General features: G+C 31.6%; 19 protein-coding genes. 2 read left to right on the top strand and 17 right to left on the bottom strand.

The window, feature by feature from the left end; genetic code table 11:
* Window positions 1-6: 6 nt before the first annotated feature.
* The 3 genes from HM992_RS13260 to HM992_RS13270 form a co-directional block, all read right to left on the bottom strand.
* A complete protein-coding gene (locus HM992_RS13260; protein WP_179320009.1) occupies window positions 7-1,497 on the bottom strand; it encodes a hypothetical protein in 1,491 nt (496 codons plus the stop codon).
* Between the two features lie 94 nt (window positions 1,498-1,591).
* Window positions 1,592-2,497, bottom strand: a complete 906-nt coding sequence (gene menA / locus HM992_RS13265) for a 1,4-dihydroxy-2-naphthoate octaprenyltransferase (RefSeq protein ID WP_179320010.1) — start codon at window positions 2,495-2,497, stop codon at window positions 1,592-1,594.
* A gap of 16 nt (window positions 2,498-2,513) precedes the next feature.
* Window positions 2,514-3,353 (bottom strand): 1,4-dihydroxy-2-naphthoyl-CoA synthase, encoded by an 840-nt coding sequence (locus tag HM992_RS13270; RefSeq protein ID WP_179320011.1) that lies wholly within the window; start codon window positions 3,351-3,353, stop codon window positions 2,514-2,516.
* A 128-nt stretch (window positions 3,354-3,481) separates the two neighbouring features.
* On the opposite strand from HM992_RS13270, the gene HM992_RS13275 reads away from it, so the two are divergent.
* A complete protein-coding gene (locus HM992_RS13275; protein WP_178985452.1) occupies window positions 3,482-3,907 on the top strand; it encodes a hypothetical protein in 426 nt (141 codons plus the stop codon).
* Here HM992_RS13275 and HM992_RS13280 read toward each other — a convergent pair.
* From HM992_RS13280 to HM992_RS13300, 5 genes are all read right to left on the bottom strand, one after another.
* A complete protein-coding gene (locus HM992_RS13280) occupies window positions 3,895-4,725 on the bottom strand; it encodes a CvfB family protein (protein ID WP_178985453.1) in 831 nt (276 codons plus the stop codon). The two genes, HM992_RS13275 and HM992_RS13280, sit on opposite strands and share 13 nt — an antisense overlap.
* 126 nt (window positions 4,726-4,851) lie before the next feature.
* On the bottom strand, window positions 4,852-5,193 hold the full coding sequence (locus tag HM992_RS13285) for a DUF2853 family protein (RefSeq protein ID WP_178985454.1): 342 nt from the start codon (window positions 5,191-5,193) through the stop codon (window positions 4,852-4,854).
* A 100-nt stretch (window positions 5,194-5,293) separates the two neighbouring features.
* Entirely contained in the window at window positions 5,294-7,054 is a 1,761-nt protein-coding gene (gene menD / locus HM992_RS13290; RefSeq protein ID WP_179320012.1) for a 2-succinyl-5-enolpyruvyl-6-hydroxy-3-cyclohexene-1-carboxylic-acid synthase, read from the bottom strand.
* 56 nt (window positions 7,055-7,110) lie between these two features.
* The gene (locus HM992_RS13295) at window positions 7,111-8,229 is read right to left on the bottom strand and encodes a chorismate-binding protein (protein WP_179320013.1); all 1,119 of its coding nucleotides are present in this window, start codon (window positions 8,227-8,229) and stop codon (window positions 7,111-7,113) included.
* A 3-nt stretch (window positions 8,230-8,232) separates the two neighbouring features.
* Window positions 8,233-8,658 carry a PaaI family thioesterase gene (locus tag HM992_RS13300; RefSeq protein WP_179320014.1) on the bottom strand — a complete coding sequence of 142 codons (426 nt, stop codon included), beginning with the start codon at window positions 8,656-8,658 and terminating at the stop codon, window positions 8,233-8,235.
* A gap of 53 nt (window positions 8,659-8,711) precedes the next feature.
* On the opposite strand from HM992_RS13300, the gene HM992_RS13305 reads away from it, so the two are divergent.
* Window positions 8,712-9,353: an alpha/beta hydrolase gene (locus HM992_RS13305; protein WP_179320015.1), complete on the top strand. Its 642-nt coding sequence runs from the start codon at window positions 8,712-8,714 to the stop codon at window positions 9,351-9,353.
* A gap of 11 nt (window positions 9,354-9,364) precedes the next feature.
* On the opposite strand, the gene HM992_RS13310 is transcribed toward HM992_RS13305, so the two are convergent.
* From HM992_RS13310 to HM992_RS13350, 9 genes are all read right to left on the bottom strand, one after another.
* The gene (locus HM992_RS13310; protein ID WP_178985459.1) at window positions 9,365-9,775 is read right to left on the bottom strand and encodes a response regulator; all 411 of its coding nucleotides are present in this window, start codon (window positions 9,773-9,775) and stop codon (window positions 9,365-9,367) included.
* Between the two features lie 2 nt (window positions 9,776-9,777).
* Window positions 9,778-13,935 (bottom strand): PAS domain S-box protein, encoded by a 4,158-nt coding sequence (locus tag HM992_RS13315; RefSeq protein WP_179320016.1) that lies wholly within the window; start codon window positions 13,933-13,935, stop codon window positions 9,778-9,780.
* A 489-nt stretch (window positions 13,936-14,424) separates the two neighbouring features.
* Complete coding sequence (locus HM992_RS13320) at window positions 14,425-14,745, bottom strand: YtxH domain-containing protein (RefSeq protein WP_179320017.1); 321 nt, start codon at window positions 14,743-14,745, stop codon at window positions 14,425-14,427.
* 126 nt (window positions 14,746-14,871) lie between these two features.
* Window positions 14,872-15,237 (bottom strand): VOC family protein, encoded by a 366-nt coding sequence (locus HM992_RS13325; protein WP_179320018.1) that lies wholly within the window; start codon window positions 15,235-15,237, stop codon window positions 14,872-14,874.
* A gap of 36 nt (window positions 15,238-15,273) precedes the next feature.
* Complete coding sequence (locus HM992_RS13330) at window positions 15,274-15,990, bottom strand: DNA alkylation repair protein (protein WP_179320019.1); 717 nt, start codon at window positions 15,988-15,990, stop codon at window positions 15,274-15,276.
* Between the two features lie 28 nt (window positions 15,991-16,018).
* Complete coding sequence (locus tag HM992_RS13335; RefSeq protein ID WP_179320020.1) at window positions 16,019-17,257, bottom strand: RNA polymerase sigma factor; 1,239 nt, start codon at window positions 17,255-17,257, stop codon at window positions 16,019-16,021.
* A gap of 6 nt (window positions 17,258-17,263) precedes the next feature.
* Window positions 17,264-17,611: a YciI family protein gene (locus tag HM992_RS13340; protein WP_178985465.1), complete on the bottom strand. Its 348-nt coding sequence runs from the start codon at window positions 17,609-17,611 to the stop codon at window positions 17,264-17,266.
* A 117-nt stretch (window positions 17,612-17,728) separates the two neighbouring features.
* Window positions 17,729-18,163, bottom strand: a complete 435-nt coding sequence (locus HM992_RS13345) for a hypothetical protein (RefSeq protein ID WP_179320021.1) — start codon at window positions 18,161-18,163, stop codon at window positions 17,729-17,731.
* Window positions 18,163-19,110 carry an NAD(P)H-dependent flavin oxidoreductase gene (locus HM992_RS13350; protein ID WP_179320022.1) on the bottom strand — a complete coding sequence of 316 codons (948 nt, stop codon included), beginning with the start codon at window positions 19,108-19,110 and terminating at the stop codon, window positions 18,163-18,165. The genes HM992_RS13345 and HM992_RS13350 overlap by 1 nt, the downstream gene beginning before the upstream one ends.
* Window positions 19,111-19,177: the final 67 nt, after the last annotated feature.

Genomic DNA, 19,177 nt, shown 5'->3' on the forward strand with positions numbered 1-19,177 from the left:
TTTACGCTATTGTAAAATCATAAATTGTCTTTTCTTTCGACCATCACTCATCATAATGAATTTTCCATCTTGATAAGTTCCGTAAAAAGGTTGATAATAGGTTTTGCCTTTATTATCTTGAATCTTGCTATATATTACTTCTCCAGTACTGTTGTAAACAATATCGTAGAGTGATGACGATTCAAACCAACCTTTGGATACTTTAGTTCTGCCATCATTCTTTTCGAGAAGGTTTTTACCAGAATTTAAAAGAACATGCAATTCTTCATCTTTTAAAAATGCATTATAAGAGGGTGAATTAGAGCGTTTGAAGATACTTCTTCCCCAATCTAAATTTCCAGAGACACCAAATTTAAAAATAAGGATATCATCATAATGATAGACGGTTTGCCAATAACCATTATTCATCCCTGTAGAAACATAAGTTTGAGTGATATAAAACTCTTCTGCCAATAAATACGTGTTACCTTGTGAATCTTTTAAAACATAATCGATGTAAAAATTAGTCAGTTCTTTTCCTTTTTCTTTTTTTCTTGAGCCTTTTTTATCTCCGTACAAATCTTCATATACATCTAAAGGCAACTCATAATTATTTTTACTAGCAACCGAGAAGTTAACAGAATCAATGATAAAGTTACAGCCTCCTTTAATCCTACCAGTTCTTTCTTCTGAATAAAAACCAATGAGGTGCAATTTATTATCAACTATTGAAATCCTTAAGTTTCTAATATGCTGATCATCCAGACTTATAGATACTTCTTCGTTTGCTTTTTCGGTAATCTTATTTAAAATAAAACTATAGTTAGCTTCTCCTTTTTTCTTTTCTCTTTTGCCATTTTCGTAAAGTTTTCCTAATACAAATACCACGCCTTCGTCATTTATAGAAATATCATTATGTTGAAAGTATTTTTCTTCATGTTTTTGATAGCTCTTAGTATATATGTGCTCTAAGGTTGTAGCATCAAACACTCTTATGGCATAATCATTTACATCTTTATAAATATTATCTGTAGCCATTGCCAAATATTTTCCATTTGGGGATATATCGATACTAGTTTGACGATCTTGTCGATTGCCAAATAAGAACCTTTTTTTTGCTACCGTAGCTTCGAATAATTTCTTTTTGCTATGTGATCCACTTTTTATATTAAATGTATGACAGTAAACCAAACGCTCTTTTGCCTTAGGCGAGAAGACCGTAAACACTTTAATCTCATCTCCATAGACAACTTCGCCTATATACCTTTCCTTTTTGTCACTTTTTACTACTAGGTTATGAGTTTTATTAAGGTTATTGTCAAAAACATCAAACAATATATCATGCTTACTCTCTCTAACGATGCCTGTTAATCCATATTCAGTAGTATGAATCGTTAATACATCTATAGCTTTTTCTTTATCCTTGTATTCTGCGCTTTCGCTGACATTTAAGGTTGTGTTTTGAGCATTAATAATTGTAAATACAAATAATAAGATTAACGTAAATAGGTTTTTCATATAATTATTAATTAAAGTGTTAAAATAAAAAAACTTAAGCATTTACGGGCTTAAGTTTTATAATTATTTCCAATAAGAACGACGTATAAATCATCTAATATAAAATATAACCAACTCCTAAAAGAATTGCCATAAGGAACGTAGATAATGCTAAAACCTTTAATTGACTATCAAAATCATTAGCACTCTTTGCTCCTTTAATCTTTTTAACATGAATTAATAAAGGTATAAAAGCAACTAAATACAGAAAGTTATAAGGCTCTACATAGTACAGTATTGAAAACAGCATTGTTGTTAACATGGCACCAATGATAAGTGCAAAATGATAACGTTTAGCATCTTTTTTTCCTAATTTTATTGCTAATGTAATTTTTCCGGCATTGGTATCGGATTCAATGTCCCTCATATTATTTAAGTTTAACACACCCATGCTTAACAGACCAATTGAGATTGCTGGTAAAATAACAACATGGTCAATAGTATGCATAAAAAGGAAATAACTCCCTAATGTGCTAACCAATCCAAAAAACACAAACACAAAAACATCCCCAAGTGCACGGTATCCGTATGGTGACTTACCCATGGTATAATTTAAAGCCGCATAAACTGAAAGTCCACCAAGCAATAAAAACAATAAAATATTTAGAATACTACCAGGAGCAAATGCATTCCAAATAAGAACCATTGTACTAATTATAACGATAATGACATTAAGTTTTATGCCATCCATCATTTCATCTGGAGTAATGGCACCGCTTTGTATGGCACGTTGTGGACCTACGCGCTCATCATTATCTGTACCTCGCACACCATCGCCATAATCATTTGCTAGGTTAGATAGTATTTGTAAACTGATAGTGGTTAATAAAGCAAAAATAAAAATCCATTGATTAAAGTGACCATTATAGTAAGCAAAACATCCTCCAAGGATAATTCCAGAAACAGAAAGTGGCAAAGTCCTTAATCGCATGGCAGAAAGCCATGGTCTAATTTTTTCCATGTAATTCTAGTTTAGATTAAGGAATCCATTTTTTTGGAAAGTTAGGCTTCCTTTTTTCTAAAAATGCATCTCTACCTTCTTTAGCTTCATCTGTCATGTAAGCTAATCTCGTGGCTTCTCCTGCAAATACTTGTTGCCCAACCATACCATCATCTGTAAGATTCATGGCAAACTTTAACATTTTTATAGATGTTGGTGATTTTTCTAATATTTCCTGTGCCCATTCATAGGCTGTATCTTCTAATTCTTCGTGTGGAATAACTGCATTCACCATTCCCATATCAAAAGCTTCTTGGGCAGAATAATTGCGTCCTAAAAAAAAGATTTCTCTGGCTTTTTTCTGTCCAACCATTTTTGCTAAATAGGCAGAACCATAGCCTCCATCAAAACTTGTAACATCGGCATCTGTTTGTTTAAAGATGGCGTGCTCTTTACTAGCTAATGTTAAATCGCAAACCACATGTAAACTGTGTCCACCTCCAACAGCCCAGCCTGGCACAACTGCAATCACAGCCTTTGGCATAAAACGAATTAATCGTTGAACTTCTAATATATTTAAACGATGGTAACCATCTTCACCTACATAGCCTTGATGTCCTCTCGCCTTTTGGTCTCCACCAGAACAAAAACTCCAAATACCATCTTTAGTCGAAGGCCCTTCTGCACTTAAAAGCACAACTCCAATATTGACATCTTCACCTGCATCATAAAACGCATCATAAAGTTCTGAAGTGGTTTTTGGACGAAAGGCATTTCGAATATCGGGTCTATTAAATGCAATTCTGGCAACGCCATTGCACTTATGATAAGTTATATCTTCATAAGACTTGGCAACTTTCCAATCTATATGGCTCATATTTATTACTATTTTGACCGTAAAAATAAGAAATTAATAATAATATAATAAACTCTAATTTTTACTTGATTTTATTATGCAAGCATAATATATTTGCACGCGTTTAGCATACAGACTATTAATTTACAATGAATTACAATCCAGACATTTATAATAAAGACTATAAAGTTTATCATTTAAAATTAGGACGGATATTTTTATATCAAAATTATATCGTCACCGAGTTTGATGAAGGTGTTGATATTAATTTCGAAAATTTTAAGGAACTTTCTCAAATTATAGAACAAAATTTTAAAGATCAACCATTTGGTTTTATCGCAAATAGAATTAATTCATATTCAATAAACCTTAATGATGCAGAACTATTTAATAAAACATTTAATAATGCAATAGCATATGCTATAGTCGCTTACAGTAATCGTACTAAACGTATAATTGAAATAGAAAGTCACTTCTTTAAATTTAATAAAAAAGTATTCCACAATTTCGAAAATGCTTTGGATTGGGTTGAAGAAACTTTAGCTAATCCCAATAGCGCTATCTATAATAAATAAATACCGTCTTCTTTTATTTCTATCTGACGCTCTTTATATAATGAACCAATCGCCTTTTTAAAACTCTTTTTACTCATTTGAAGTAAATCCTTAATTTTTTCTGGATTCGATTTATCATGCACTGGTAAAAAACCACCATTATCATGCAACTCATTTAGGATATGCTCTGCATTAGGCTCAATATTTCTATAGCCAATTTGATTTAATGAAATATCTAATTTATTATCATCACGGACTTTCTTAACAATTCCTTTTAGTCTATCTCCAACACTAATATCTTTATAAATATCATCATTAAAAACTAAACCTAAATGGGTTTTATTTACAATGACATTCATTCCTAATTCTGAAGGATGAGAAACAATAAGATCTACCTCGTCAAACTGAGCAACTGTCAACTCTTTATTATCTAAAAAACGATTCGTTTTACTAGACGCCACTAAACGTTCGGTTTCATCATCTAAGTAACAATGTACTAAATACCAGCCTCCAGCTTTCATTTTAAAGGCTTGCTCTCTAAAAGGACAGAATAATTCCTTTACCAAACCCCAATCAAGGAACGCTCCATAATCAGTAATTTGATTACAACGTAACAAGGCAAAATCTCCTTTTTTAATGTAAGGTTGATCTGTTGTGGCAACTGGTCGTTCTTCGTTATCTAAGTAAACAAAAACCTCAATGTTATCACCAATTTCGAACACTTTTGGCACATATCTATTTGGTAAAAGTACTTCACCATCTTCACCATCACCTAAAAACAGTCCAGGTTCTGTATCTCTTAAAATTTCTAATGTATTGTATTCGCCTAAGTGTATCATACTGCAAAGGTAAATATATTTTTACGAGATATAATAAGAATTTGACTGGATAGTGAAATATATTAAGCATAAAAAAAGCGTTATAACTTTAAAATTATAACGCTTCATTATATATATGAATTCTATTTAAGAATAAACAGCTTCTTTTTTAAAGTGCTTAGCCAATAAATAATAAACCACTACTCTATACTTAGATCTATTAGAACGACCGTATGTTTCCATTACTCCATCAATAGCTTTATCTAATTCAGCACTATCTTCTAAACCTAATTTCTTGATTAAAAAGTTATTCTTTACTGTTGCTAATTCTTTCGCATCAGAACCAGAAACTGTAGAAGAATCTGCATTGTAAATTGAAGGACCTAAACCTACAGTTACTTTAGTTAATAAATCCATATCTGGATTAACACCACATTTGTCTTTTAAATCTGCCGCATACTTTACGATTAAATCATCTCTTTTACTCATCTTTCTATTTGTTTTAAAGTTTAATAAATAACCTCTTAAAGGTACTACTTTTTAGACACAATTAAAATCAAAAAGTCACAACTTAATTATTTTTTGCCAATTACTTAATATATCTAAAAAAATCTAATAAAATTTTGTCGTTAATGCGCGATGGTGTAAATATCTCTAATAATTTAGGACGTTTAGTGCCTTTATAAAAGGTTTCTAATTGTTCATCTAATTGCTTCTCATCTTTAGCTACAGCATATTCAAAACTGAACATATCACATAATTGCTTAGCCGATAAATGATGTTTGGTTTCAAAAAAGTGATCAAAATTTTCTGTGTTTTTTTCACCAGGTAAAATTCTAAAAATTCCACCACCTTCATTGTTAATTACTATAATTCTAAAAGTTTTGGGAATATGATTATTCCAAAGTGCATTACTATCGTAAAAGAAACTTAAATCGCCTGTAATAAATGTGGTACGCTTTTCTGATACTGTTGAAGCACCTATTGCTGTGCTTGTACTTCCATCAATTCCGCTTGTGCCTCTATTACAAAATACTTCTATGTTTTTCCCTAATTGAAACAATTGTGTGTATCGTATTGCGGAACTATTTCCAACTTGTAACTGACTCTGTTTTGGAATGCTTTTTAAAACCGAACTAAATGCCTTAAAATCCGAGAACGGAAGGGTTTGTAAATAGTCCTCTTGTAATTTTCTACGTTTTTGGCGTATGGCAAGCCAAGAACTTTTATAAGTACTTTTTGTATGATGGGTTACTTGAGGTAAAAATGTACTTAAAAAAGTGTTTGGACGTAATTTTATATGTTTTTCTAAACAAAAAAAAGTATCATTAGCTCGTGTTAAACCAACATGGCAATGAAATTCTGGTTTATAGGTTCTTAAAAATGCTTTTATCTTTTTAGAGACAATTAATCCCCCAAATGTGATTAACACATCTGGTTGAAGTTCTTTAAAATCATCTTCGGTTAGTGGTGCAATCAATTTATCTATTCCCGGAAAAAAATCAGGATGATGTAAATTAGACGTCGTTTCTGTTAATACAATAATGCTATCATCATCCGCTATTTCTTGAATCCATTGTGCTTCAATAGAATTGGGTTGTAAAACGCCAACTAAAATCATTTTTCGTTTCGCACTATGCCAAATATCTAATAAGCTTTTTATTTCAAAACGATCTATCTTATCCTCTCTGCTTTGAATTTTGAAAGGTTTTGGATTTATAATTAACTCTTCTGTAGTTTCATATAAGGGTTCATCAAATGGACAATTGATATGAACTGGTCCTAAGTTTAACTTTGACACCGTGAGGGCATCATGAATTTCAGATTCATTATGTGTTTGTATATCCTTTTGAAGACCTAAAAAACGTTCAAGCTTATTCTCTAAACTTTTTAAAATTGGTCTTTCACTTTCCAAATAAGCATTCTCACCTTCTTTTATATCTTGCTTTAAGTTGGCATTATATAAAACATGCTCTCCATAGACATTTTTCTGTTTTATGGTTTGTCCATCTCCAATATCTATCAAATGTTTTGGTCTATCTGCAGAAATAACAACTAAAGGAATATTGCTATAAAAGGCTTCTGAAACTGCCGGATAATAGTTTAATAACGCACTACCAGATGTACAAACGACAGCAACAGGTTCTTGTAGTTGCTGAGCAATTCCTAAAGCAAAAAATGCAGCGCAACGCTCGTCAACGATACTGTAACACTTAAAAAAATCATCGTTGGTAAAACCAATAGTTAAAGGAGCATTTCTACTACCAGGAGAAATTATAATATGTTTTAAATTATGCGTTTTGCATAATGTGACTATGGTTTGTGATAAAGGTATTTTTGAATATATCATACGCTCAACCTCCTAATGATAAAAGGAAGTGTTTCTTTTTTGAAAATTAATATTTTTTATTCTAAAACCGAACCTATTGTTTTTGATTTATTTACGGTTTCTTCGTATTCCATTTCAGGAATAGAATCTTTGGTAATGCCACCACCAACATAGATCTTTGCGCTGGAATCTTTGAGTTGCATACATCGTAAATTTACATAAAAATTAGATTGGGTTTTTACAACAGAATAGGCATTATTCTCAATATTTCGTCTATTCGTGTTTCGTGTTGTAGCTTCTTTAAGGTTTAATTCTCCTAAAAACCCTGTATAATATTCTCTACTATAGTTTTCATTCTGAAGGATAAAATCTTTTGCTTTAGCTTTTGGAAACCCACAAACTGCTGGTGTTGGATGCAAAGCTCCAATAATAGATTTCAAGTCAGTATCATCCTTTAAAACACTTGTTATTCTGGTTTTTAGATGTAATAAATTCCCTGCTTTAACAGTTTCAACTTCAGAAACAGTCATCGTTTTTGTGTAAGGCTCTAATTGTTTTGTAATAAAATCGGTTACGATTTGCTGTTCTTCAATTTCTTTGTTAGCCCATTTTACGGTTTCACTTTCGTTAAATGCCTGTGTACCTGCTAATGCTATTGTGGTGAGTCGTTTGCCTTCAACTTTAAACAATAACTCTGGTGTGGCACCAATCCAAAGTCCGACTTTAGGATGAAACCAACAATATACCATCGCATTTTTATACGTACTAAAAAGGCGCTTAAAAATGGTTATTGGATTTGTATTTTGAAGTGATTTTGTTTCACAATGCGATAATACTACTTTTTGTAAATCGTGATTTTTAATGCTGTTAATTCCTTTTGAAACTAATGCTATATGCTGAAGTTTTTCGGTTTCATTTGGAAGAATTTCAGTTTGAATAATAGTTTTAGTTTCTATATCACTGCATTCTATTTCTAAATAGGTACAATTTGCTTTGGGAAAAAGAACACTCTTCTCTTCGATATTAAAAGGTGCAAACACAAAACCACTTTCTTTGAAATTTTCGGCATTGTGAAGCGTGTCATCTTCTTGCAACCAGCACTTAATTACAGAATTTATAGGTCTACTATAAACTACAAATGGTAACTGCTTAGCATACTGATTTTCTATAGCTTCAAAAAATGAATTTTGATCCATTATTTACTTTTTTTTGGGAAGAGAAATTGTAGATAATCTACAGATAGAAATTAAATTATCAGCTTCGTCAGTCACTCTAATATCTAATAATTGTGTGGTACGACCTTTATGTAAAAAAGTAGCTTTAGCATAAATAAAACCTTCTGAAACACTTTTAAGATGATTAGCTGTAATTTCTAAACCACGAACAAACATATTTTCAGTATCTATAAAAATATGTGATGCAAAACTACCAACACTTTCTGCTAAAGCGGCAGTTGCACCTCCATGTAATACACCATCTGGCTGATACACTTTAGATGTCACTGGCATTCTGGCCACTAAAAAATTATCTCCAAAATCCACCATCTCAATATCTAAGGTTTCCATCAGCGTATTTTTGCTTGCCCTATTTGCTTTATCTAGGAAGTCCTTTTTATTCATTTGCATATAAAAATAGTATTTTTGAATCGATTACAAAGATACAGAAACCACTAAGAAAAATGATTCCACAAGAGAAAGAAATCACATATAGAGCCACTAACTCCTACTCTACTTTAAATACATTTAATGAACGCACAAAAACGATTTGGTTGGTTTGTCATGGTATGGGTTATTTGAGTCGTTATTTTCTAAGATATTTTGATGAATTAAATGCTGAAGAGAATTATATCATTGCACCACAAGCTCCAAGCAAATTTTATATTCAACCTAAAATGCATGTTGGCGCCAATTGGCTCACTAAAGTTGACACTGAAGCTGGCACAGAAAATATTATGAATTATTTTGATGCGGTTTTAGAGGCTGAACAAATTCCTGAAAATATTAATTTTATAGTTTTAGGATATTCACAAGGTGTAAGTGTTGCTTTGCGATATTTAGCAAAACGACAATTAAGATGTAATCAATTAGTAATACATTCTGGCGGTATACCAAAAGAATTAACGCCTAAAAATTTTGAATATCTACCTAAAGAAACAGCGGTAAAATTAATATATGGTACGGAAGACGAGTATTTAGACGAAGCCCGAATACAACATGAAACAGCACGAGCAAAAGCCCTTTTTCATTCACGTGTCTCAATCATACCATTTAAAGGGAAACATGTGGTAAATGTTGATTTAATCAATGCATTAGTTTCATAGCAATTGTAGCGCTATTTTTCTTTTTCTAGATTTGCCATTATAGACTTTAACTCGTTTGGCTTTATAGGTTTAATGATATAATCTGAAATATCACTTATTTTGTTGGCTTTTTCAATATCTACAGGATCTACAGAGGACGATACCATGTATATTGTTATTTTTTTATTCCACTTTGGTTTAAGTTTTACATATTCTTCCATAAACTGAAACCCATCCATAATAGGCATATTGATATCTAAAAAAATAACGTCTGGTAATTCATCGTCATTATACAGATTGGCAATCATAAAATCTAAGGCCTCTTCCCCATCAGAAAATGCAATGATTTTTTTGTTGAGTTTAAGGGATTGTAAAATTTTAGTAATTGTGAATTGGTAGATGTCATCATCATCAATAATACATATATTGAATTTATTGCTCATGTTTAAAACTGTATTGTAAATGTGGTTCCTTCATTAATTTTACTCGAAACAGAAATTGTGCCACCCATAGCTTCAATTTGGGTTTTGGTCATGTATAACCCTATACCTTTGGCATCTGGATGTCTGTGAAAAACTTTGTTTAAACCAAATATTTTTTCACCATGTCTATCTAAATTAATACCCAAACCATTATCATGGATTTTAAACTCAATTTGACCGTTGTTTATAGCTGTTTCAATATAAACTTCAGGATTTCTGTCCTTTGCTTTATATCTTAAAGTATTGCTGAGCAAGTTAAGAAAAATACTTTCTAAATAAATTTTATCATAATTAATTATTGGAACTTTTGAAAAATCAGTCTTAATTATGGCGTTAGTTTCAATAATCTCACCTGCTAAAATTTCAGTGGTGTTTTTTAAGACGTCTTCAAATTTAATATCTTCTTTATGTCTTGTTTTATCACTTCTAATTTTTATAGCTTCTACTAAAATATTTAACGTATTTGTAAGATGCTGTGTTACTTTTTCAAATTTATTAAACAACATCGCTTTCTCATCATCATTTGAGTCATTATAAAACCCTAAGAGCGCATTAAGATTACTTACTGGTGCACGCAAATTATGGGATGTAATCTGTGCAAAATCTGCTAATTGCGTATTTTGAATGATCAATTTTTGAGCTAATCGTTCTAAATCGTTTTTAGCATTGATTATTTTTAATTGTGCCGATTTTTGAATGGTAATATCTCTAATGGCTGCAGAAATTAAAAGACCTTCTTCAGTTTCAAGTGGACTTAAACTCACTTGGATTGGTATGTCTTTCCCTTCCTTATTTTTTCCTGTAAATTCTTTAACCTTTTCAGCTCCTAAAGCATTTATATCACTATCGCTAAGTTCTGTGTCTGGTTGCAATCTGAAATGACTAGCAAACTGATTAGGAATAAGAACTTCTACCGACTCCTCAAATAAATCATCCGCAGAATAGCCAAATAACTTTTCGGCTTGCTTGTTTATGAGCTGTATGTCTCCTTTCTCATTCACGATTACCATAGCATCCGGTGCCGACTCTAACAAACCTCTAAACTTGTTTTCTGCCATTCTTTGGGCTGTAACATCTTGGCATGTACCAAATATTTCAATAATTTCACCAGAACCATCAGTAATTACTTGAGCTCGTAACTGTGCAATTTTTACTGTACCATCATCTAATTTTATTCTGTGAACGATATCGTCAAATATTTTTTCCTCATTAAGCTTATCACGGTGTTTATTCACCATGTCTTCATCTTCTGGATGAACAAAATTCAAATACGTATCATAGGTTACTTCTGCATTATCAGCTAAACCTAAAATACGATAAAGGTTATTAGAGTATTTAACCCTATCATTTACAAAATCAATTTGCCAATTTCCCATTAAGTTTAACTCTTCAGCAAAACTTAATAATTGGTTTTTTCTAAGAAGCTCCAACTGAGATTGCTTTCTTTCAGAAATATCTGTAGATACTCCTAAAAAGCCTATTTTTTCACCTTTTTCATTTTTAATTGCTGTTAATGTTAATTCTACAGGAAATGTAGAACCATCCTTTCTCCGGAACGTCCACTCTCTGGTATCAAAGGCATTATTCTCAGCTATTTCCTTATAAGGGTCAAAACCTTCTATCGCTTTATTATACTTTTTTGCTATGTCTATTTTAAAACGTTCTAATTCTTCTTCAATGTGAAAAAATTCCGGTTCTTTTTTACCTACAATTTCTGCAGCATCATAGCCCAATAAAAATTCAGCACCAGCATTAAAATGATTTATGATACCATTGTTATCCGAAGACATTATTGCTACAGGTCCTGAATTGAATATAGCTTTTAGCTGTGTATGTGCATCGTATAATTTTTTCTCAGCTGCTTTTGTTGCAGAAATATCTTGACAAGTTCCAATCATTTCAACAATATCACCATCCTCATTGGTAATAACTTCCCCTAACAGCTCTATATATTTTACTTTTCCATCACCAGAAATGATACGATGGGTAAACACATTTAGGCGTTTATCATGCTCTATATTATTAAAATAAGCAGTAACAATATCTTTATCATCAGGATGTACAAAATCAAAATAAGTATCAAAGCTCAAATCTCTTATACTTGTATCGAGTTGAAAAATATTATACAAACTATCGGACCATTGTACGCTATTGGCTAAAGTATCCCATTGCCAATTCCCCATTAAGGTAATTTCTTCAGCAAAATTTAACAATTGATTTTTTCGTAATAATTCGTCCTCAGCAATTTTTTTCTCTGTAATATCTGTTGAAACTCCTAAATACCCAATATGATTATCTTCTTCGTCTTTTATTGAAGTTAAAGTGAGTTGAATTGGTAATAGACTTCCATCTTTTCTAAGATAGGTCCATTCGCGCATATCAAAATGATTGTGCTTAGACATTTCTAATTGCGGATTAAAGCCTTTTATGTCTTTATCATAACGTTTCGCAATATCTTCTTTAAACGCTCTCAATTCATGATCTAAATGAAACAATGTTGGTCTATGTTTACCAATTATCTCTGTAGACGAATATCCTGTTAGTATCTCTGCTCCTGGATTAAATTTATTTATAAATCCATTTAAATCTGCAGTAACTAATCCAATCGCTTTGGAATTAAATATAGCATTTAATTCTGCATTTGCTTTCTTTAAAGCTTGCTGTGAGAGTTTAATACTATTTATATCTTGCAGCAAGCCGTAAAGTCTAATACTTTTTCCATTAGAAGATTCTACTTGACAAATAGAGCGTACCCAAATTACCTCCCCTTTAGTATTCACCAATTCTAATTCTAAATCGTAAGGTTCACCTTCATTTACCGCAGCGTCCAATGCTTTAAGAACCTTATCCCTACTTTCACCTTCTTTATAAAATAAAATACCTTTTTCGGTACTAACTTCATAATCTTTAGATATGCCGTGTATCTGACGTACAACATCACTTAAATACGATTTATTATTTACTAAATCGACTTCCCAGGCTCCGATTCTTGCAACTTCATTAATTTTAAATAATATATCCTTTAGGCGTTTATTTTTAGTTTCCTTATTTTTTAATTTTGTGATATCTCCCGTGCTTATAACAATGCCTCCTATGGAACCATCTTCATTATACCAAGGGCATGTATCCCAATAAACCCATTGCACTGTTCCATCTTTTCTATCAAATGGGGCCTCATCACAATGGTTTGTTTCTCCATTAAGGCAGCGTTTATGGATTTCTCGCCACGCTTCACTTATTTCAGGAAACACATCGTAATGTAATCTACCTATAACCTCTTCATCCTCTAATTTAAAAACATTAATCCATTCTCCTGAAACAGAAATATAGCGCAAGTCATTGTCTAGCATCGCTACCGCTGTGGGTATCTGTTCGATAAAGGTCTTATTAAAAACTTCTCTTGATTCTAAATCCAATTGTAACTTGTTAAGTTCATCAAGGTTCTGTGATAATTTTTCTTCAGATGCCTCTAACGATGTAATAGCTCTCTTTAAAACCTTATTTCTATCCAATAATTTTCGGGTGCTAGGCATCACCATAAATAAAAATTGACCTAATACTATAAGTAAAGCTATACCAACAAATATGTAAATTTTTGCTTTTAATTCTTTTAAATGGTGTTCGTTAGCTTTTTGATATTCTAAAACTAGTATATCTGTATTGAGTAAGTAAGGTTCTTCTAAGCTAGAAATTATATCAACATCGTTCTGTATATTAAGTTCACCATAATTATCTACGATACGCATACCAGCGCTATAGATTTCTTCTTGATATTTTTCATTAACCACCAATAATGAATCTATGGCGTCGTTTTTCCACTTGTCGTTATTTATAGAATGAAGATATCGATGTCTAGTTTCCCATTCTGTTAAAATAGAATCTAAAGTTATTATATAGTTGTTATTAGTATTATTAGCCTCATTGTAGTTTATTTTAAAAGCTAATTTTGTTAAGTTCTGACTTAACATGCGTTGACGTCCCGAAATATTAATTAAATGCGCATCCGAAACTTGAGAGTTAATACTATGTTGAATAAAAAATAACATAGCAAGAATTATAAAAATAAATGTAAATACAAATAGTAGGTATTTATATTTAAGTGATTTTTCTAATATTTTCATTTATTGTCCTTAAATCAAACCCTGTTGCAATTAGTACAATACAACACCAATATTGGTGTTTCTCTTTTAAATAGAAAATTTAAAAAAATCTACAATCTATTTATTCAAAAAGAAAATACAAGTGATACGAATTGGGGTCTTAAATTATCATAATAAATGTTAAAATACAAAAAAATATTAAATTGAAAACAATTAAATCTTAACATTATTAAGTGAAGTATTAGATTTATATTTATATGAAATAAAGAAGGTTAAACCAAAAATAAAAATTTTAACAGGCCTTAGCCTGCTTCTGTTTAATTGTACGCTTAATAGTCTTTTATTTTTAACTCGAAAACATTGGTATTATTAAGTGTTCTAGTCTAACATAATACATACAACTTTTTTATAAATTTAGATAGATTCCAATTTAAATATAGATGACGAATGTATAGTTGCAACATAAAAAAATGCAAATTCCTAAGGAATTTGCATGATTGAAAGTTTATTTTAAACTTGCTTTTGTAGTGTCTTGTTTTTTTCTTTGAGGATTGCTAATTGCTTTTCTAAAAAGGTGATAGCCTGCTCAGTTTTGTAACTCGATTTTGAAGCAAAATCTTCTAAATCTTGTTTGAATTTTTCTTTACCAGAAGATGCTGCTTTAGATAAGTCTTCTTTGACTTCTGTAAAATCATTAGTGATTTGATCTTTAATATCTCTACCCTCTCTTTTTAATTTTTCTCTTGTAACACTGCCTTTATCTGGTGCTAACAAAACGCCCGCAGCTGCTCCAATTAATGCTCCTAATACTAATGTTCCTTTATTTATCATAACTTTTTTCTTTTTTATTAAACATGTGTTCTACATTATACGTCGTAAAACGAACTGTTTTGTTACAAACAAATTTAGTGCCAAGAGTTTATGGAAATATTAAGCTATTAAAAACGGTTATTTAACTTATGGGTTGAATTCGCTAAAATGCCAAAGTATACCCGAAGGGTCATGAAGAAAAAACTCATTTCCCCAATCGTTATAGACAATTTCTGAACATCTCACGTTTTCATACTGTTCAACTAAACCACTTTGTTTCAATTGCTCTAAATGATGTTGAACATTATCTACTTCAAGAAAAACCATAGTATTATCAATCCAATCTTTGGTGTAATAATCTTGTAAATAAAAGGTGAATTCTCCGGTTTTAAATACAGACATGTTATGAGAAATAACAAATTCTTGAAAGCCTAAATCTTTATAAAATTCTCTTGAAAGCTTATAATCTTTAGCTCCAATAAATGGTCTTATGGATTTTGGTTTTAGTTTCATATATTTTAATTATGAATAATTAATTAACAGTTTTATTTAGTGAACCTTAACAACCGGAATTCTATAAATAGCTCTCGGATAATCTGACATTCTTATGCCTTCTTTCTGTAATTCGGTTAAAGCATTTTTGGCAATCCATTGGGCTGATTTACTTTCAAATTCTAGGATTTCATTGGCTACTTCTATGGCTTTTCTATTAAGATCGATATTGCGTTTACCGATGTTTCTTAAAGCCCAATTCACTGCTTTTTTAACGTATATTCTATCGTCGTTGACTTCTCTTTTTATAATTGCAAAGAATTGCTCAAATAATTTATTATCTGAAGTTTTGTCTGCCATGCAATACGATGCTAAAGTGGCAAAAGCTGCCCTTTTTTCAAATTCTGGCTCTCTTTTTGACCATTCTAATATTTTGGCTAATGCAAAGTCACTTTTTGAAAACAATCCCATGCAAAAGGAATCGCAAATTTCCCAATTCTCAAAGGTCTTTACCCATTTTTCCATGAGGTCTTCTGTAACAGCTTTGGGTTTAAATAGTTTACTGCATAATAGACGGGCTTCATAAATACCGCTTTCAAAAAGTTGTAAAGCGAGTTCATTATCCGAACCAATGTCCTTGGCTATTACTTTTAAATCTTTATGATAAATGCCTAGAGAATTATTTGAGATAACTCCGAATTTCTTTGCCTTAAATGCCACTATATCTTTATCTTGTAGGTCATATAGACCGTTTATGATTTCAGTGTAAGTCATGTAATCGATTCTTTTTTTTAAGTAAAAACTATAAAGTCCAAGTTGTTTTTTTCTTCAATAAATACGCTTTCTCCAAAGTATTAGTTACCGTATTTAAAGCCAAATCAATTTGTGATAAAGCTTCATCAAAATTATCAGTTTCTGCATAATAATCTGCTTTTGCTGCGTAATATAAATAGGCACGTTGCTCTAATTCTTCTGGTTTTAGTTGCTTTAAATACGCATTCGCTGTTTTGTAATCCTTAGTTTGCATGGAAATTACTGCCATAGTTAACAAGTGCGATGCCATGGGTTGTAACCGATATAATGCTTGGTACCATTGTAAAATTTTATTCCAATTGGTAGCTTCAAAAGTTTTAGCTTTTAAATGTTCGGCAGCAATGGCAGCTTCATAATGATAACATGAAAAATAGTCTGTTTCCACAGCTTTAAACATCATAGTATTGCCAAGTTCAATTAATGGTACATGCCATAAGGATCGATCTTGTTGTTTTAAATCTTGCACTTCATTATTGACGTTTGTTTTGGCTTCTAATCTTGCCGAATGAAAACAAAACAATGCAAAAAGCGCATAACATTCTGGTAATTGCGTTTGTTGATGGTTGAGCAATAATTGACACAAACGTAAGGCTTCACCACATAAATCTTCTCTAATTAATTGGTCTTTAGTATTAGAATGAAACCCTTCATTAAAAATCAGATACAACACTTCCAATACACTATGTAGCCGTTCTTGTAAGTCTTTGCCTTGTGGAATATTGAATTGTAAATTAGCTGATTTAATCGCTTTGCGAGCACGTAATAATCGTTTTTTTACCGTTTCTTCTTTAGTGAGTAATGCAGAAGCAATTTCTTTAATACTAAATCCAGAAACCGTTTTTAAAGCAAATGAAATGCGATCTCTAGCATCTAATTTTGGATGACACGCTGTAAATATCATTCTGAGCTGAGCGTCTTCTATTTCTGAATCTAAAAACAATTCATTTATAGCGATGGCATCTGTTCCTTGAGTAATTTGAAGACTATTATTCTTTTGAGCTTTTAAAGTTCTAAAAATATCTAAAACTCTGTTTTTAGCTGCTTTTGTGAGCCATGCTTCAGGATATTCTGGTTGTTCTTTTCTCCAAGACAAACTGGCTTTTATAAAGGTGTCTTGTATGGCATCTTCAATGATATCGAGATGTTGCAATCCAAATATTCGTGTTAAAACAGAAACCATCTTTCCACTGTGATGGCGAAAAAGATGGTCTATGAGTTTTGGTTCCATTATTAATTATTGGTCGAACACCATAATTTCACGAATTTCCACTGTATTTCCTAAATCATAATCCGGAAAATCTTTAGCAATTTCCTGTACGGCATCAAAATCCTTAGCTTTTATCAAATAAAAACCACCGACTATTTCTTTAACTTCTGCAGAGGTTAAATCGGTAACGGTTCTGTCTTTACCTGTAACACGTCTAATTTGTGGTGTTAAAGCTTCGCCTCCTTTCAAAATGCCTGCTTGTTCCATTTTGGCTCCCCAAGCAAACCATTTTTCCATTCGGCTTTGTAACTCATCTGGAGACATGCCTAAATCAACATACTCCTTACCAACGAAAATCATCATAAAATCTTTCATAATTTTTTAAAATTTAATAGTTATATCCTTATGACGTTTACCAAAAGATAAAAGAGGACAATTCTTGAAAAAAATTTTGAAATAAATATATAGACTTTTTTCTAAAGTAGTATGTTATTATTTAAAAGGTAAGGCATTAGGTGTGTAATAGTATTGAAATTCTATAATTTCACCTGTATCTAAAGTATCGCGAGCCATAAGATAATAACTTTCACCAACGTGATTACTGAAATACGATTTTGCGGCATGAAACGTAATAACATCACCTGGTTGGTAGTGTTTTACAGACTTTATATCTTCATAATCAAAGTTAGAATCTTCATTAACTACCAAATTATAATGACTAAAACGTAGGTTGTCTTTATTCCAACGAATAGTACTCACTTCTTTTACGAGTTGTGGTTCATTTAAAAAAGAGACATAAGGTTCTTCATCGGATATATCTTTTTTAGACTCGTATAAAACAAAAAAGAGTATAATTCCCACCACGAGAACACCTAAAATTACGATAGTCAATACAATATATTTAATAGCGTTAGAAGTTGAAGCCATTAATTAACCAAATTATCTACAATAGCTTTTACAGGTAGAATTTCAGTAGTATGCTCAATACTTGGCCCAGCAACCCAAACCGTTTTGTAAGTCGCTTTTTTCGCAGCGTTTTCGGTAGCTTTCATTCCTATTGAAAAACGAATCATCTTCACCCATTTTTTCAGACTTTTATTCTTGTTTAACAAGTTTTCAATCCAAGTGGCTTTTGTTCCTATTTTCTGAACATAAGGTGTGTTAATAACCGTACATGGAGTTCCTGAAATACGCTCTGTCATTATGATATCTTTTGCTCCATAATCTACGCATGCTTGTTTATAGTCGTCTGTTACACCTGCTTCAACTGAAGCAATAAAAGGACTTCCAACAGAAACACCTTCCGCACCATAGCTCAACATTTTATCGATATCAGCTTTGCAGCCTACTCCACCTGCTGAAATCACAGGAATACTTAATTCTTTACTTAATAGATTTGTTAATTCTTCTGGAGATAAATTTCCTCGGTGACCACCAGCTTCATTATTTACAGCGATTGCAGCATCTGCACCTAATTGTTCCACTTTTTTGGCAAATCTTAAATCCGTAACATCACAAAATACTTTTATTCCTGAAGCATGTGCTTGTCTGATGGTTTCTTCTGGACTACCCAAAGAGGTAATGATAAAATCGCAACCTTCTTCACATATCACTTCTAATTGACCTTTGTACTTAACGTTAGATTTATTAACGATTAAGTTGAAACCAAAAGAACCGCCTTCAACTTTATTAGCTTTTAACTCTTTTAGAGCTGCTCTTAATTCTTCTAACGTTCTATAATTTAATGCAGGAATACAACCTGCAACTCCTGCTTTCATCCCTTCTGTTACCATGGCAACGTTAGAAACTAAAAACATTGGTGCTTGTATTATTGGGTGCTTTATATTGAGAAGTTGAGTAAGTTTGGTTTCCATATTTTATCGAATATTAATACTACAAATATACTAAATTTTATTATGCACGCATAACACTTTACAAATA

The organism is Winogradskyella helgolandensis (assembly GCF_013404085.1).
Taxonomy (GTDB): domain Bacteria; phylum Bacteroidota; class Bacteroidia; order Flavobacteriales; family Flavobacteriaceae; genus Winogradskyella; species Winogradskyella helgolandensis.

Coding starts and splice junctions, on each gene's coding strand:
- HM992_RS13260 (WP_179320009.1), bottom strand. CDS start 1,497: ATGAAAAACCTATTTACGTTAATCTTATTATTTGTATTTACAATTATT.
- menA (WP_179320010.1), bottom strand. CDS start 2,497: ATGGAAAAAATTAGACCATGGCTTTCTGCCATGCGATTAAGGACTTTG.
- HM992_RS13270 (WP_179320011.1), bottom strand. CDS start 3,353: ATGAGCCATATAGATTGGAAAGTTGCCAAGTCTTATGAAGATATAACT.
- HM992_RS13275 (WP_178985452.1), top strand. CDS start 3,482: ATGAATTACAATCCAGACATTTATAATAAAGACTATAAAGTTTATCAT.
- HM992_RS13280 (WP_178985453.1), bottom strand. CDS start 4,725: ATGATACACTTAGGCGAATACAATACATTAGAAATTTTAAGAGATACA.
- HM992_RS13285 (WP_178985454.1), bottom strand. CDS start 5,193: ATGAGTAAAAGAGATGATTTAATCGTAAAGTATGCGGCAGATTTAAAA.
- menD (WP_179320012.1), bottom strand. CDS start 7,054: ATGATATATTCAAAAATACCTTTATCACAAACCATAGTCACATTATGC.
- HM992_RS13295 (WP_179320013.1), bottom strand. CDS start 8,229: ATGGATCAAAATTCATTTTTTGAAGCTATAGAAAATCAGTATGCTAAG.
- HM992_RS13300 (WP_179320014.1), bottom strand. CDS start 8,658: ATGCAAATGAATAAAAAGGACTTCCTAGATAAAGCAAATAGGGCAAGC.
- HM992_RS13305 (WP_179320015.1), top strand. CDS start 8,712: ATGATTCCACAAGAGAAAGAAATCACATATAGAGCCACTAACTCCTAC.
- HM992_RS13310 (WP_178985459.1), bottom strand. CDS start 9,775: ATGAGCAATAAATTCAATATATGTATTATTGATGATGATGACATCTAC.
- HM992_RS13315 (WP_179320016.1), bottom strand. CDS start 13,935: ATGAAAATATTAGAAAAATCACTTAAATATAAATACCTACTATTTGTA.
- HM992_RS13320 (WP_179320017.1), bottom strand. CDS start 14,745: ATGATAAATAAAGGAACATTAGTATTAGGAGCATTAATTGGAGCAGCT.
- HM992_RS13325 (WP_179320018.1), bottom strand. CDS start 15,237: ATGAAACTAAAACCAAAATCCATAAGACCATTTATTGGAGCTAAAGAT.
- HM992_RS13330 (WP_179320019.1), bottom strand. CDS start 15,990: ATGACTTACACTGAAATCATAAACGGTCTATATGACCTACAAGATAAA.
- HM992_RS13335 (WP_179320020.1), bottom strand. CDS start 17,257: ATGGAACCAAAACTCATAGACCATCTTTTTCGCCATCACAGTGGAAAG.
- HM992_RS13340 (WP_178985465.1), bottom strand. CDS start 17,611: ATGAAAGATTTTATGATGATTTTCGTTGGTAAGGAGTATGTTGATTTA.
- HM992_RS13345 (WP_179320021.1), bottom strand. CDS start 18,163: ATGGCTTCAACTTCTAACGCTATTAAATATATTGTATTGACTATCGTA.
- HM992_RS13350 (WP_179320022.1), bottom strand. CDS start 19,110: ATGGAAACCAAACTTACTCAACTTCTCAATATAAAGCACCCAATAATA.